14 protein-coding genes are annotated in these 13,741 nt (G+C 60.8%); 10 read left to right on the top strand and 4 right to left on the bottom strand.

Going from position 1 to position 13,741, the window contains the following annotated elements; genetic code table 11:
• Positions 1-49: 49 nt before the first annotated feature.
• The gene (locus tag QD357_RS05365; RefSeq protein WP_107106383.1) at positions 50-649 is read right to left on the bottom strand and encodes a nitroreductase family protein; all 600 of its coding nucleotides are present in this window, start codon (positions 647-649) and stop codon (positions 50-52) included.
• Between the two features lie 81 nt (positions 650-730).
• Positions 731-1,030, bottom strand: a complete 300-nt coding sequence (locus QD357_RS05360; protein WP_107106384.1) for a DUF2218 domain-containing protein — start codon at positions 1,028-1,030, stop codon at positions 731-733.
• A gap of 154 nt (positions 1,031-1,184) precedes the next feature.
• On the opposite strand from QD357_RS05360, the gene QD357_RS05355 reads away from it, so the two are divergent.
• The 6 genes from QD357_RS05355 (at position 1,185) to QD357_RS05330 (ending at position 7,523) form a co-directional block, all read left to right on the top strand.
• Complete coding sequence (locus tag QD357_RS05355; RefSeq protein ID WP_107106385.1) at positions 1,185-2,138, top strand: glutathione S-transferase family protein; 954 nt, start codon at positions 1,185-1,187, stop codon at positions 2,136-2,138.
• Positions 2,139-2,202: 64 nt separating this feature from the next.
• The gene (locus QD357_RS05350) at positions 2,203-3,621 is read left to right on the top strand and encodes a pyridoxal phosphate-dependent decarboxylase family protein (protein ID WP_107106386.1); all 1,419 of its coding nucleotides are present in this window, start codon (positions 2,203-2,205) and stop codon (positions 3,619-3,621) included.
• Between the two features lie 125 nt (positions 3,622-3,746).
• A complete protein-coding gene (locus QD357_RS05345) occupies positions 3,747-4,589 on the top strand; it encodes a fumarylacetoacetate hydrolase family protein (protein WP_107106387.1) in 843 nt (280 codons plus the stop codon).
• Positions 4,590-4,798: 209 nt separating this feature from the next.
• The gene (gene phaZ / locus QD357_RS05340) at positions 4,799-6,073 is read left to right on the top strand and encodes a polyhydroxyalkanoate depolymerase (RefSeq protein ID WP_107106388.1); all 1,275 of its coding nucleotides are present in this window, start codon (positions 4,799-4,801) and stop codon (positions 6,071-6,073) included.
• A 158-nt stretch (positions 6,074-6,231) separates the two neighbouring features.
• Complete coding sequence (locus QD357_RS05335) at positions 6,232-6,672, top strand: DUF2852 domain-containing protein (RefSeq protein ID WP_107106389.1); 441 nt, start codon at positions 6,232-6,234, stop codon at positions 6,670-6,672.
• Between the two features lie 89 nt (positions 6,673-6,761).
• The gene (locus QD357_RS05330) at positions 6,762-7,523 is read left to right on the top strand and encodes a M48 family metallopeptidase (protein ID WP_107106390.1); all 762 of its coding nucleotides are present in this window, start codon (positions 6,762-6,764) and stop codon (positions 7,521-7,523) included.
• Between the two features lie 70 nt (positions 7,524-7,593).
• On the opposite strand, the gene QD357_RS05325 is transcribed toward QD357_RS05330, so the two are convergent.
• Positions 7,594-8,028, bottom strand: a complete 435-nt coding sequence (locus QD357_RS05325) for a winged helix-turn-helix transcriptional regulator (protein WP_107106391.1) — start codon at positions 8,026-8,028, stop codon at positions 7,594-7,596.
• Between the two features lie 89 nt (positions 8,029-8,117).
• On the opposite strand from QD357_RS05325, the gene QD357_RS05320 reads away from it, so the two are divergent.
• The gene (locus QD357_RS05320; protein WP_107106392.1) at positions 8,118-8,933 is read left to right on the top strand and encodes an oxidoreductase; all 816 of its coding nucleotides are present in this window, start codon (positions 8,118-8,120) and stop codon (positions 8,931-8,933) included.
• 42 nt (positions 8,934-8,975) lie between these two features.
• On the opposite strand, the gene QD357_RS05315 is transcribed toward QD357_RS05320, so the two are convergent.
• Complete coding sequence (locus QD357_RS05315) at positions 8,976-10,634, bottom strand: Na/Pi cotransporter family protein (RefSeq protein WP_107106393.1); 1,659 nt, start codon at positions 10,632-10,634, stop codon at positions 8,976-8,978.
• A 280-nt stretch (positions 10,635-10,914) separates the two neighbouring features.
• Between QD357_RS05315 and QD357_RS05310 the strand changes: the two genes are divergently transcribed.
• Genes QD357_RS05310 through trpA form a run of 3 tightly spaced genes read left to right on the top strand, consistent with a single transcriptional unit; the run spans position 10,915 to position 13,650 of the window.
• The gene (locus QD357_RS05310; RefSeq protein ID WP_107106394.1) at positions 10,915-11,589 is read left to right on the top strand and encodes a phosphoribosylanthranilate isomerase; all 675 of its coding nucleotides are present in this window, start codon (positions 10,915-10,917) and stop codon (positions 11,587-11,589) included.
• Positions 11,586-12,800 (top strand): tryptophan synthase subunit beta, encoded by a 1,215-nt coding sequence (gene trpB / locus QD357_RS05305; protein ID WP_107106395.1) that lies wholly within the window; start codon positions 11,586-11,588, stop codon positions 12,798-12,800. Before QD357_RS05310 ends, trpB begins: the two co-directional genes overlap by 4 nt.
• A gap of 10 nt (positions 12,801-12,810) precedes the next feature.
• Positions 12,811-13,650 (top strand): tryptophan synthase subunit alpha, encoded by an 840-nt coding sequence (trpA, locus tag QD357_RS05300; protein ID WP_107106396.1) that lies wholly within the window; start codon positions 12,811-12,813, stop codon positions 13,648-13,650.
• The last annotated feature ends 91 nt before the right edge of the window (positions 13,651-13,741 follow it).

Genomic DNA, 13,741 nt, shown 5'->3' with positions numbered 1-13,741 from the left:
AAAAAGGCCCGCCTGAAACATCGGGCGGGCCTTTGCATTTCAAGATCAACTACTTGGCGATAAAGGTGCCGTTAAAGGCAACTTCGGAAAGCGGCTTGCGATGGTTCGGCACTTCGCGTTCCCTCAGCTTCTCCGGAAGCTGATCCTTGTCGCCAATCTTGCCGATCGCAACGGCAGCCTCGACGCGGAAGCCTTCCGGGATACCAAGAACCTCATAGGATTTCTCGACATGGAAACCACCCATGCCGTGAGCTGCGTAGCCGGCTAGGTGCGCCTGTAGCGCCAAGAAGCCCCAAGCTGTACCAGTGTCGAAGGAGTGGCTGTAGTTGGGCTTCTGTTCGGCCGAGCCGAGTTCGCCGTTATGGGTGCGCGAAACGACGAAAAGCAGCGCTGCGGCGGATTTCGCCCAGCCCTGGTTGAACTCGATCAGCAGATCGAGGAATTTCTCCCAGTTCTCCGAGCCGCGCAGCGCGTAGACGAAGCGCCAGGGCTGCATATTGGAGGCGGACGGCGCCCAATGGGCGGCTTCCAATATGGTCAGGAGATCGGCCTCCGGCATGGTTTCGTTGGAATAGGCACGCGGCGACCAACGGTCGAGAAAGAGCTTGTCGATCGGATATTGCGATTCGCGGGAATTGCTGGACGTCATAAGATTCTTTCCATCTGAGGAAGGCAGTCGCGGACCGTTGGGAGCGGAAAGGCGACCGGCCTTGGCGGATACGAGGCGAACCTATACCCGGCTTGCATCCGCAGTCCAGACCACGTCGAGTTCTTCGCGGAAGGCAAATCGCTTGAGGTGATCGGTCACCACATTCTGCATGCGCTCGAGATCCTGCGGATTTTCGACGTGCAGGGTCATTCGCAAAACGGAGGCATCGGCCGCGAATTCGACAGAGGTTTCAGGGCTGAACGGCACTTTGCCGGCGGTTTCGTTGAATTCGACGGTGAATCGGTGGCTCCAGTGCTTGCAAAGCTGCTGCAGATAGCGGCTGGCATGCTCGGTTTTCACGGAAGAAACGGAAGTAGGCATAGGGCGCTCCAATAACTGGAATTTGTCAGGCAAGTTTATAGTCGCATCAGGTCTCGCCCGGTAGACAGTCTGTTTCAACATTGCGTTATTTCGGTGAAACCCGATTTCGCTATGATCCCCGGCGTCAAAACGCGCGCGAATTGGAGACAGAACCGTGCTGGTGAGCGGAAAGTGGATGGAAGACTGGCAGCCGGTCCAGGCCAAGGATGAAAAGGGCGGCTTCGTTCGCCAGACCTCAAGCTTCCGCAATTGGGTGACATTAGATGGGCGGCCGGGCCCGACGGGTGAGGGTGGTTTTGCTGCCGAAGCCGGCCGTTATCATCTCTACGTCGCTCTCATCTGCCCCTGGGCCTCTCGCACGCTCATCGGCCGCAAGTTGAAGGGCTTGGAAGATGCCATTTCCGTATCGGTGGTCGAGCCGGCCTTGAGCAAGCAAGGCTGGCGCTTCGGCAATTACCCCGGCGCGACCGACGATCCGGTCAACGATGCCAGCTATATGCATGAAATCTATACGAAGGCCGATCCGCTCTTCTCTGGCCGTGCCACCGTGCCGGTGCTTTGGGACAAGCGGAAGAGCACGATCGTCAACAACGAATCCGCCGATATCCTGCGCATGTTGAACGACGGTTTCGGCGATCTCGCCCGCCATGCGATCGATCTTTATCCGGCCGGTCAGCGTGAAGCCATCGATGCTTTCAACGCCCGCATCTATCCGGTCCTCAACAATGGCGTCTACCGCGCCGGCTTTGCGACGACACAGATCGCCTATGAGGAAGCCTTCCGCGATGTCTTCGATTGCCTCGATCGGGTCGAAGGCGAGCTGGAAGGCAAGGATTTCCTCTTTGCCGGTCACCCGACCGAAAGCGATATCCGGCTTTTCGTCACGCTCGTTCGCTTTGATGTTGCCTATCACGGCCTATTCAAATGCAATCTCCACCGGCTGTCGGACTATGCCAATCTCCAGGCCTTCTGCCGTCGCATGCTCGACTGGCCGGGCGTTGCCGAGACCGTCAGCTTCGATCATATCAAGCGCGGTTACTATTCGATCGCCGCGCTCAATCCGACGGGAATTGTGCCGGCAGGCCCGGCGCTCGACGAGCTTTTCTGATACTCGACCGGCTCCGAAAACCGGTCTAAGGTCAGCCTCTGTCTGACGGAGCCAGGAGGCGGTCATGAACTGGGAGGAATTTCGGCGCTGGTCGGAAAAGGCGGCGGATTGGGGTGCGGACTATCGCGCATCGCTCCGCGACCGGCCTGTGCGGGCCCAGACGGCGCCGGGCGAAATCGCCGCGCATATCGCCGGCTCTCCACCCGAAACCGGCGAGGCGATGGAGGATATCTTCAAGGATTTTGAGGATATCCTCGTTCCCGGTATGACGCACTGGCAGCATCCGCGCTTCTTCGCCTATTTCCCCGCCAATGCCGCCCCGGTCTCGGTCATTGCCGAATATCTCGTCAGCGCGATCGCTGCCCAATGCATGCTCTGGCAGACCTCGCCATCCGCCACCGAGTTGGAAACCAAGGTGGTCGATTGGCTGCGCCAAGCCCTCGGCCTCCCCGACAGTTTCACAGGCGTCATCCAGGATTCCGCCTCCACGGCGACGCTGGCGGCCGTGTTGGTCATGCGCGAAAGGGCGCTTGGCTGGCAGGGCAACAGCCAAGGCCTCGCGGCGAACAAAGCGGTGCGGATCTATTGCACCGATCAGGTCCACACGTCGATCGATCGCGCCATCTGGATATCCGGCGTCGGGTCGGAGAACTTGGTCCGCATTCCCTCCGGCGGCCCGAACAGCGCGATGGACACGCAGGCATTGGCGGCGGCGATCGAGCGCGATCGCGCGGCGGGCCTGCTGCCGGCCGGCGTGATTCCCTGCGTCGGCGGCACCAGCATCGGCGGCTGCGACGATATCGCTGCGGTCGTCGACGTCGCTCACCGTTATGGGCTTTATGTGCATGTCGACGCTGCCTGGGCCGGTTCGGCGATGATCTGCCCGGAATTCCGGACGCTGTGGCAGGGTGTCGAGCAAGCCGATTCCGTCGTCTTCAATCCGCATAAGTGGCTTGGCGCCCAGTTCGATTGCTCAGTCCAGTTCATCCGCGAACCGGAATCCCTGGTGCGTACGCTGGCAATCCATCCGGAATTTCTGCGCACCCATGGCCATGATGGCATTACCAATTATTCGGAATGGTCGGTGCCGCTCGGTCGCCGCTTCCGTGCTCTGAAACTCTGGTTCCTGCTGCGCTATCATGGCCTCGAAGGGTTGCGGACGATGATCCGCAATCATGTCTCCTGGTCGCAGAATCTGGCTAAGCGTCTGGCCGCCGAGCTGGATTTCGAGATCGTCACCCAACCATTCCTGTCGCTGTTCTCCTTCGATCACAAGGCGCCTGCCGGCATGGATCAAGAAGAGCACACGCAACGCCTGATCGCGGCGATCAACAATGACGGCCGCATCTATCTGACGCAGACCCGTGTCGGCGGTCGATTGGTCATCCGTTTCCAGGCCGGCCAGTTCGAGGCGACGACGGAGGACATCGATACGGCCTTCGACGTCATCGTCGAAATCGCTAGATCGCTGCCTACAAGCTAGGGGCGCTGTTTTTCCAGCGGAGAGCCATACTAGGCTCTCCGAAATCGATGGGTGACACTGGTGAATAATTCGTTCATATACGGTGAAACCAATCTCGTCTTTGAAAATGCAGGGAAGGAAGACCCATGAAATTGTTGCGTGTTGGCGAAGCCGGCAAGGAAAAGCCGGCGCTTCTGGATAGCGACGGCAAGATCCGCGATCTCTCCGCTCATGTCGCCGATATCGGCGGCGAGGCGATTTCGCCCGCCGGTCTGGCGAAGATCGCCGCCCTCGATCCGAAGAGCCTGCCGGAACTGGCCGAAGGCCGTATCGGCGCCTGCGTCGCCGGCACCGGCAAGTTTATCTGCATCGGCCTGAACTTCTCCGACCATGCCGCCGAAACCGGCGCCACCGTACCGCCGGAGCCGATCATCTTCATGAAGGCCACCTCCGCCATCGTCGGCCCGAACGACAACGTGCTGATCCCGCGTGGCTCGGAAAAGACCGATTGGGAAGTCGAACTCGGCGTCGTCATCGGCAAGACGGCGAAATATGTCAACGAAGCCGATGCGCTGGATTATGTCGCCGGTTACTGCGTCTCCCACGATGTCTCCGAACGCGCCTTCCAGACCGAGCGTTCGGGACAGTGGACCAAGGGCAAGTCCTGCGACACCTTCGGCCCGATCGGCCCCTGGCTCGTCACCAAGGATGAAGTCGCCGATCCGCAGAAGCTCGGCATGTGGCTGAAGGTCAACGGCAAGACGATGCAGAACGGCTCGACCAAGACCATGGTCTATGGCGTTGCCTATCTCGTCTCCTATCTCAGCCAGTTCATGTCGCTGCATCCGGGCGACGTCATCTCCACCGGCACGCCTCCGGGCGTCGGCATGGGCATGAAGCCACCGCAATATCTGAAGCCCGGCGACGTCGTCGAACTCGGCATGGAAGGTCTCGGCGCGCAGCGCCAAACCTTCCTGGCCGACGCTTGATGAACGTGCACGATCAGGAACTTTAACGTTTTGAGACCATTATTGATGCCGGAGACGTAATTCTCCGGCATTTTTGCGTGCGCAAGATTCCGAAAGGGTTATGTTGCCCTGCAACAAAAGCTGCTAGTCTCGATAAAAGAGTTTTTCATGGATGAGGGTCGCGCTGGGGGAGCGTTCTTCGTCTGATCACCTCGAAAGGTAATGATTTTATGTTTTATCAGCTCTATGAACTCAATCATGCCGCCCTCGCACCTTTCCGCGCCGCTGCCGACATGATGCGCCTGGCCTATGCCAATCCCCTCAATCCGCTGTCCCATACGATGCTCGGCCGTACGGTGACCGCAAGTCTCGAAGTCTTCGAGCGCACCACCCGGCGCTATGGCAAGCCGGAATTCGGTCTGCATGAAACCTCGATCGGGGGTAAGCAGGTTTCGGTCCACGAAAAGATCGTCTGGAACAAGCCCTTCTGCAATCTGATCCATTTTGAGCGCAGCCTGCCGGCCGGCCATGGCAGCGATCCGCGTATCCTGATCGTCGCGCCGATGTCGGGTCACTATGCGACGCTGCTGCGCGGCACCGTGGAAGCGCTGCTGCCGAGCGCCGATATCTACATCACCGACTGGATCGATGCCCGTATGGTGCCGATGACCGAGGGCACCTTCGATCTGGAAGACTACATCGATTACGTCATCGAGATGCTGCATCATCTCGGGCCGGACACCCATGTCATTGCCGTCTGTCAGCCCTCCGTGCCGGTTCTGGCCGCAGCCGCGGTGATGGAAGCGGCCGGCGATCCGCTGTCGCCTTCGTCGATGACGCTGATGGGCGGCCCGATCGACACGCGCATCAATCCGACAGCCGTGAACCAGCTCGCCAAGGACAGGCCGCTCGAATGGTTCGCCGACAATGTCGTCATGAACGTGCCCTGGCCGCAGCCGGGCTTCATGCGCCCGGTCTATCCCGGCTTCCTGCAGCTCTCCGGCTTCATGTCAATGAACCTCGACCGGCACATGATTGCACATAAGGACTTCTTCATGCACCTCGTCAAGAACGACGGCGAGCCGGAGAAACACCGCGATTTCTACGACGAATATCTGGCAGTCATGGATTTGACGGCGGAATTCTACCTGCAAACCGTCGATCAGGTGTTCATAAAGCATGCGCTGCCGAAGGGCGAGCTGGCGCATCGCGGCCAGCGCGTCGATCCGACGGCGATCCGCAATGTGGCACTGCTGACGGTAGAAGGCGAAAACGACGACATTTCCGGCGTCGGCCAGACCAAGGCGGCGCAGACCATCTGCACCAATATCCCTGAGGATATGCGGATGCACTATCTGCAGCCGGATGTCGGACACTACGGCGTCTTCAACGGCTCGCGTTTCCGTCGCGAAATCGCGCCGCGCATCGTCGCTTTCACCCGGGAACACAGCCGCACCGGAAAGCCGGTCGTCAAACGTGTGATCAAGGGCGGAAAATCCGCCTGAAATTGCAAAGAATTAGCTTTTGTTGAATTATTGGGCCGGATTCAAAGGCTTGTCCGATTTTCCGGCTAAAAGGCATTGAAGGCTCACGAAGAGGTTACCATCTCGATTCCAGCGGTTCGGCATGTGGCCGGGCCGCTCTACTGCGAGGATACCTCACGATGAACCACCAGTCAGCATTGCTTCGCCCGGATTGGACTCCGGCTACCATTGCCCTGATGATACTTGGCTTCGTGGTCTTCTGGCCTCTGGGTCTCGCCATGCTTGCCTATATTCTCTTCGGCGAACGCCTGAGAGATTTCAAACGGGATGTGAACCAGAGGGCCGACGGCATGTTTGCCGGCTGCGGCCGCCACCGCGGTCGTTATCGCCAGCATTTCTCCACCGGCAATGTCGCCTTCGACGATTGGCGGCGGGCAGAGCTGGAGCGCCTCGAAGAGGAGCGCCGCAAACTCGATGAAATGCGCGCCGAGTTCGACACCTATGTCCGCGAACTCCGACGCGCCAAGGATCAGGAAGAGTTCGACCGTTTCATGCGCGACCGCAACAACGTCAAGCGCAATGATGAGAACGGCCCGGCTTCCGAATTTAAGACGCCGTAATTGCAACAGCTTTTCCAGTCAGAACCGGCATCCGGCGATGCCGGTTTTTCTTTGCCAGAAACCCACGCGAATCGTATAAAACTGCTTTCATGTTTCCGCTTTCGTCCAGATCCCGCCGACCTGTTCCCAAGCCGCCCGCGCCGGAAACGCGCACGTTGGACGTGGCCGGTAGGCTGATGCCACTGACGATCCGCCAGCATGAACGGGCGACGCGGATCACGCTTAGGATCGAGCCCGGTGGGCGGGCGCTGAAGATGACCATTCCGCGCGGCCTGGCGGCCCGTGAGGTCAATGCCTTCCTCGACCGGCATCAGGGCTGGTTGCTGACCAAGCTTGCGAAATTCTCCACACAGGGAAATCTTCAGAGCGGCAGCGAAATCCTCCTGCGCGGCATCCGTCATCGGATCGAGCACACCGGCAGCCTGCGCGGCCTGACCGAGGCGGTCATCGCCGACGGCGTGCCGGTGCTGCGCGTCAGCGGCCTGCCGGAACATGCCACCCGCCGCATCGCGACCTTCCTCAAGAAGGAGGCCCGTGCCGATCTGGAAAAGCTGGTGGCGGTGCATGCGAAAGCGATCCGCGCGACCGTCTCCTCCATCAGTATGAAGGATACCCGCAGCCGCTGGGGTTCCTGCTCCTCGGGGGGAAATCTGAGCTTCTCCTGGCGCATCGTCATGGCGCCGCCGCTGGTGATCGACTATCTCGCTGCACATGAAGTTGCGCACTTACGGGAAATGAACCACGGCCCGCGCTTCTGGGCGCTCTGCCGCAAGCTCTGCCCGGACATGGACGAAGCCAAGGCCTGGCTGAAGCGTCATGGCAGCCAGCTACACGCCATCGACTTCGATTGAGTAGCACGCCCGAACTTACCGAAGGCGCCTGAATTTCCGCACGCGACGACGTTGTCTCTCGCGCTAAGGTTCATTCAGGCATGGCAACGCGGATGGGACGTGTTCCGATCGGGGCGCCGGTCGCGCGGTCGATGGTGACGGGATCGATTTCGGTACCGGCCTCAGCGTCAAAGAAGCGTGTCACATCGCCACCAACAGACCGATGCTTCCGCCCCCATGCCCCAATCGCAAATAGCACCGGCAGGAAGTCTTGGCCCGCGACCGTCAGCACATACTCATCGCGCGGCGGTCGTTCCGAGTAGCGCCGTTTCTCCAATAGCCCGTGTTCCGTAAGCGCGGAGAGGCGAGCGGTCAGCATTGTCGGCGCAATACCCAGGCTCTTGCGGAATTCGTCGAAGCGAGTGAGCCCCGCATGGGCATCCCGCATGATCAGCATGGTCCACGCATCGCCCACCAATGCAAGGCTACGGGCGATCAGACATGGTTGGTTTGAAAGATTCTTCATGTCGATATCTTTTTGATAGTGACTAACTACTGATTTGATAGTAATCCAGCGTTCATCAATGTTCCACGATAAAATAAAGGCAGAGCTTGATGAGCAAGACAGAAAACGGCGTCGCCCTGGTCACGGGCGCTTCCTCCGGTATCGGGTTGGTGACTGCACGCGCGTTGCGACGCGCTGGATACCGGGTATTCGGAACCAGCCGTAAGCCCATGCCGGATACTCCGGACGGCGTTGCGATGCTGGTATGCGACGTTACCAACGATGGTTCGGTGCAAAGGACGGTCGATGAGATATTGGCCCGCGCCGGTCGGATCGATCTTCTTGTCAACAATGCCGGCATCGGATTGCTCGGCGCGGCAGAGGAATCCTCCGAGGCGCAGGCGAAGGCTCTGTTCGACGTGAACTTTTTCGGCGTCCTGCGGATGACCAATGCAATACTTCCGGTGATGAGACGTCAGCGAAAGGGCAGGATCATCAATATGAGTTCCATCCTTGGGCTGATCCCCGCTCCCTACAACGCACTCTATGCATCGACCAAGCACGCGGTCGAGGGCTATTCCGAATCCCTTGACCACGAAGTCCGCACGCAGGGAATCCGCGTCGTGCTCGTGGAGCCCGGCGTCACCCGCACGTCCTTCGAAGAGAACCTGACGCGACCGGATCATCCGCTTCCGGTATACGACACAGCGCGCACCAATGCGGAGGATCTGATGCGCAACGTTATTGGGACGGGCGATGCGCCGGAAGTGGTTGCCGATATGGTGCTCAAAGCCGCTAACGCCGCATCGCCGAAGAGGCGCTACACCGCAGGAAAGGCAGCGGGGCAGGTCCGCTTCATACGCCGCTTCCTGCCGGAGTCCTTCGTCGACAAGAACCTTCGCAAGTTCAGCAGGCTTCCCGACTGATAGCGCTGCACGGCAATTGGTGGGCCTGATTGAGCCCGGACCTTAGTCCGCAGGCCCTCCATGCCCGAGAAGATGCGCTGCCGACCGCCAGGCGTGATGTGCGATCCGGTCGAGCCGTCTGACGGTATCGATCCGCGTGAAGGCTTCGGTGGCGACCAGCTTTCCCGGTGCGACGGAGGCAAGCGTTGCGGCGCGATGGTCCCGTTTCAAAGCGTTGAGCTCTCTTGCGGCCTCCTCTGCTTCAGAGAGCGCCGTGATCACCTCGGGCGAAATGCTCCAGCCAATGGGCGCGGCTTGCGCGCTGAGGGCGGATTCGGCGGTGATCGAGTGCCCGACCGTCTGTGCCGCGCGCATGACCCGTGCGCACAGCACAGCGGCATGACGATCAAGGGTGGCTTCGGCCGGCAGATCGGGAAATTCGCCCTCTGCCAAAACGTCTACAAGGCGCGAGGCGTGATCGAGCGCGTGCAGCGTGCTCGTCATGCGCAGCCGTTCGGCCTCCGTCTCGGGCGGCTCCTTCAATTCGGAGAGGAAATCCCGCACTTCCCGAAGCGCGACACCTGCCGGAGTGCCCTGCGCCGCGGGGCCTGCTTTGGCACCCGAAAGTGCCGCGGAAACCGAAGCGGCGCTTGTTGCGAGCATATCCGCCAGGACACGCCGCACGGTCTCGACCGCGATCACCGGACTGGCGAGCACGCTCGGATCGAGCGCGCGCTGCAGCCCTGTCTGCTTTGTGGGTAGCAGGCGCTCGACGATGCGGGCGAACCATTGCGTAGCCGGCAGGAGCGCCGCGACGCCGACCACATTGTAGGCTGTATGATAGGCGGCAAGCAGCGTCATTCCGTCGACCGACGTGGAGAAGCCGTTCATCAGCGCGGCTGTGAACGGAAAGGCGACGATCGCGATCAACGCTGCGATGATCTTGAACAGCACATAGGCAAGGGCGAGACGCTTGGCTGTCGTACTGGCACCGAGCGCCGCCAATGCGGAACTCGTCGCCGTCCCGATATTTTGACCGATGATAAGCGCTGCGCCCTGCTCCAAGCTGACCGCTCCGGCGTAGAAAGCCGCAATGGTGACGGCGATTGCCGCCGTCGAGGATTGCATGACCGCAGTCATCGCCAAGCCGATGACGATGAGCGCCATCAGCCCGACGAACCCCGCGCCCCAGCCAACCCCCGGTGCGCCGAGCACTGCGGGCAGGTCGGAGGGATGCAGGCTCTCCGCAAGACCTCCCATGCCCTGCTGCAGCGTCGTCAGCCCATAAAGCACCAGCGCGAAACCCGCCAGCGCGCTGCCCGCCGCCGCGATCCGCCCGCCGCCCAGTAGCTTGGCAAGTGCGCCGATAAAGATCATCGGCAGCGCATAGGTCGAAAGCGAGACGCGCACGCCGATCAGCGCCACCAGCCAGCCCGTTCCCGTCGTGCCGACATTGGCGCCGAAAACGATCCCAAGCCCCTGCGGAAAGGTCAATAGGCCGGCATTGACGAGGCCGATCGTCGTCATCGTCACCGCACTCGACGACTGCACGAGAAGCGTGACGATCGCACCCCAGAAAGCACCCGAGAGTGGCGTGGCCGCCGCAGTGCCCAAGGCAACGCGCAAAGCGGAGCCTGCCAGCGCCTTTAGGCCGTCGGTCATGACGGTCATGCCGAGCAGAAACAGCCCGACCCCGCCGAGAATGGCGACTGCTGTCGACATGCACGTTCGTCCGCTGCGCTGTGGTCTTGCCTCATGGGAGTCATAGCACCAATCGCTCTGGTTGCCGATAGTCTCCCGCTGCATCGGCGCTCATCGTTCGAAATGGGCAGGCGCTGCCGTCGCCTCCGTGCAGCGTGGTACCAGTGGCGTTCGAACGGCTGGGAGCAGCTATATTGCTGGTCAAAGGCCCATTGATGAGCTTCGCTGCCGAGCTGCGTAAAATTCCGCGTTCGTTGCCTTTAGGCTCGACTCTTTTGCAATTTCATGTCACTCCGCTGCCATGAACCCCGATATCAAAATTTGTGGCCTGAAGACGCCGGAAGCGGTAGATCGCGCTCTTGAGCGCGGCGCCACCCATATCGGCTTCATCTTCTTTGAAAAGAGCCCGCGCTATGTGGAGCCGGATGTGGCCGGCCAGTTGGCGGAACGCGCGCGCGGCAAGGCAAAGATCGTCGCCGTGACGGTCAATCCCAGCAATGACGATTTGGATGAGATCATCTCGCTGGTGCGTCCGGATATGCTGCAGCTCCATGGCAATGAAAGCCCGGAGCGTGTGCTGACGATCAAAGCGGTCTATAATGTGCCGGTCATGAAGGCCATGGCGGTGCGCACCGCCGACGATCTGAAGCGGGTGGAATCCTATATCGGCATTGCCGACCGCTTCCTGTTCGATGCCAAGCCGCCCGCCGGCTCCGAGCTGCCGGGCGGAAACGGCATGTCCTTCGATTGGAGCCTGATGAGCTGGCTCGACGATCGGGTGGATTACATGCTGTCGGGCGGCGTCAACAAGGACAATGTCGCTCAGGCCTTAGCATCCACCAAGGCTACGGGCATCGATCTTTCCTCCGCCCTTGAAAGTGCGCCGGGCGTGAAGGATCTGAACAAGATCGACCAGTTTTTCGACGCTTTTGCAGAAGCATGTCTGCCGGAACCGGCAGCAGGGAGTAGAGAGTGAACCAGACGCCAAAACTGAATTCCTTCCGCGCCGGCCCCGATGAGGACGGCCGTTTCGGCATTTATGGCGGCCGTTTCGTGGCCGAAACGTTGATGCCGCTAATCCTGGATCTGCAGGAGGAATGGAACAAGGCGAAGAATGACCCTGCGTTCCAGGCGGAGCTGAAATCGCTCGGCGCCCATTATATTGGCCGCCCGAGCCCGCTCTATTTCGCTGAACGGCTGACGGCCGAGCTTGGCGGCGCCAAGATCTATTTCAAGCGCGAAGAGCTGAACCATACCGGCTCGCACAAGATCAACAATTGCATCGGCCAGATCCTGCTCGCCAAGCGCATGGGCAAGACCCGCATCATCGCCGAAACCGGTGCCGGCCAGCATGGCGTTGCGTCTGCGACAGTCGCCGCCCGCTTCGGTTTCCCCTGCGTTGTCTACATGGGCGCGACCGACGTCGAGCGTCAGGCGCCGAACGTTTTCCGCATGAAGCTGCTCGGCGCGGAGGTGATTCCGGTCACCGCCGGCAGCGGCACGCTGAAGGACGCCATGAACGAGGCCCTTCGCGACTGGGTCACCAATGTCGACGACACCTATTACCTGATCGGCACGGCCGCCGGCCCGCATCCCTATCCGGAAATGGTCCGCGACTTCCAGTCGGTGATCGGCACGGAAGCCAAGCAGCAAATGCTGGAGGCCGAGGGCCGCCTGCCGGATCTCGTCGTCGCTGCCGTTGGCGGCGGTTCGAACGCGATCGGCATCTTCCATCCCTTCCTCGATGACGAGGACGTCAAGATCGTCGGCGTCGAAGCCGGCGGCAAGGGCCTGCAAGGTGACGAGCATTGCGCTTCGATCACCGCCGGTTCGCCCGGCGTGCTGCATGGCAATCGCACCTATCTTCTGCAGGATGGCGACGGCCAGATCAAAGAGGGACATTCGATCTCGGCCGGCCTCGACTATCCCGGCATCGGCCCGGAGCATTCCTGGCTGAACGATATCGGCCGCGTCGAATATGTGCCGATCATGGACCACGAGGCGCTGGAAGCCTTCCAGACCCTGACGCGCCTCGAAGGCATCATCCCGGCGCTGGAGCCGAGCCACGCGCTCGCCGAAGTCATCAAGCGCGCGCCGAAGATGGGCAAGGACGAGATCATCCTGATGAATCTCTCCGGCCGCGGCGACAAGGACATCTTCACCGTCGGCAAGATTCTGGGAATGTGAGTTAGACACCATGACCGCACGTATGGACAAACGCTTTGCCGCTCTGAAGGCTGAAGGCCGCCCGGCACTCGTCACCTATTTCATGGGTGGCGATCCCGATTACGAGACCTCGCTCGGCATCATGAAGGCGCTGCCGAAAGCCGGTGCCGACGTCATCGAACTCGGCATGCCCTTCTCCGACCCCATGGCCGATGGCCCGGCGATCCAGCTTGCCGGCCAGCGCGCCCTGAAGGCCGGGCAGACGCTGAAGAAGACGCTGCAGCTCGCCGCCGATTTCCGCAAGACGGATGGCGATACGCCGATCGTGATGATGGGCTACTACAATCCGATCTATATCTACGGCGTCGAGACATTCCTCGACGACGCGCTAGCCGCCGGGATCGACGGCCTGATCGTCGTCGATCTGCCGCCGGAAATGGATGACGAGCTCTGCATCCCGGCGATCCGCAAGGGCATCAATTTCATTCGTCTCGCGACGCCGACCACCGACGACAAGCGCCTGCCGACCGTGCTGAACAATACGTCCGGCTTCGTCTACTACGTCTCGATGAACGGCATCACCGGCTCTGCTTTGCCGGACCCGTCGCTGGTCTCCGGCGCCGTCAAGCGCATCAAACAGCATACCGACCTGCCGGTCTGCGTCGGCTTCGGCGTCAAGACGGCCGAGCACGCCAAGCTGATCGGCGCTTCCGCCGATGGCGTTGTCGTGGGCACGGCCATCGTCAACCAGATCGCCACCAGCCTGACCAAGGATGGCAAGGCGACCGCTGACACCATCCAGGCCGTCGCGACGCTGGTGCGCGGTCTCTCGACGGGAACGCGTTCGGCGCGCCTTGTTGCTGCCGAATAGTTTTCCCACATAGGCGGAAGCTTCGACCGGAACAGGTTGAAGAAACGGCCTATGCCCATATCGGTTAATTCAGTCGATCAGGAGTTTTCGA

The organism is Rhizobium sp. BR 317 (assembly GCF_047445835.1).
Taxonomy (GTDB): domain Bacteria; phylum Pseudomonadota; class Alphaproteobacteria; order Rhizobiales; family Rhizobiaceae; genus Rhizobium; species Rhizobium paranaense.
The sequence above is the reverse complement of the archived record's forward strand: the minus strand, read 5'-3'. Positions and strand labels throughout refer to the sequence as shown.

Coding starts and splice junctions, on each gene's coding strand:
- QD357_RS05365 (WP_107106383.1), bottom strand. CDS start 649: ATGACGTCCAGCAATTCCCGCGAATCGCAATATCCGATCGACAAGCTC.
- QD357_RS05360 (WP_107106384.1), bottom strand. CDS start 1,030: ATGCCTACTTCCGTTTCTTCCGTGAAAACCGAGCATGCCAGCCGCTAT.
- QD357_RS05350 (WP_107106386.1), top strand. CDS start 2,203: ATGAACTGGGAGGAATTTCGGCGCTGGTCGGAAAAGGCGGCGGATTGG.
- QD357_RS05345 (WP_107106387.1), top strand. CDS start 3,747: ATGAAATTGTTGCGTGTTGGCGAAGCCGGCAAGGAAAAGCCGGCGCTT.
- phaZ (WP_107106388.1), top strand. CDS start 4,799: ATGTTTTATCAGCTCTATGAACTCAATCATGCCGCCCTCGCACCTTTC.
- QD357_RS05335 (WP_107106389.1), top strand. CDS start 6,232: ATGAACCACCAGTCAGCATTGCTTCGCCCGGATTGGACTCCGGCTACC.
- QD357_RS05330 (WP_107106390.1), top strand. CDS start 6,762: ATGTTTCCGCTTTCGTCCAGATCCCGCCGACCTGTTCCCAAGCCGCCC.
- QD357_RS05325 (WP_107106391.1), bottom strand. CDS start 8,028: ATGAAGAATCTTTCAAACCAACCATGTCTGATCGCCCGTAGCCTTGCA.
- QD357_RS05320 (WP_107106392.1), top strand. CDS start 8,118: ATGAGCAAGACAGAAAACGGCGTCGCCCTGGTCACGGGCGCTTCCTCC.
- QD357_RS05315 (WP_107106393.1), bottom strand. CDS start 10,634: ATGTCGACAGCAGTCGCCATTCTCGGCGGGGTCGGGCTGTTTCTGCTC.
- QD357_RS05310 (WP_107106394.1), top strand. CDS start 10,915: ATGAACCCCGATATCAAAATTTGTGGCCTGAAGACGCCGGAAGCGGTA.
- trpA (WP_107106396.1), top strand. CDS start 12,811: ATGACCGCACGTATGGACAAACGCTTTGCCGCTCTGAAGGCTGAAGGC.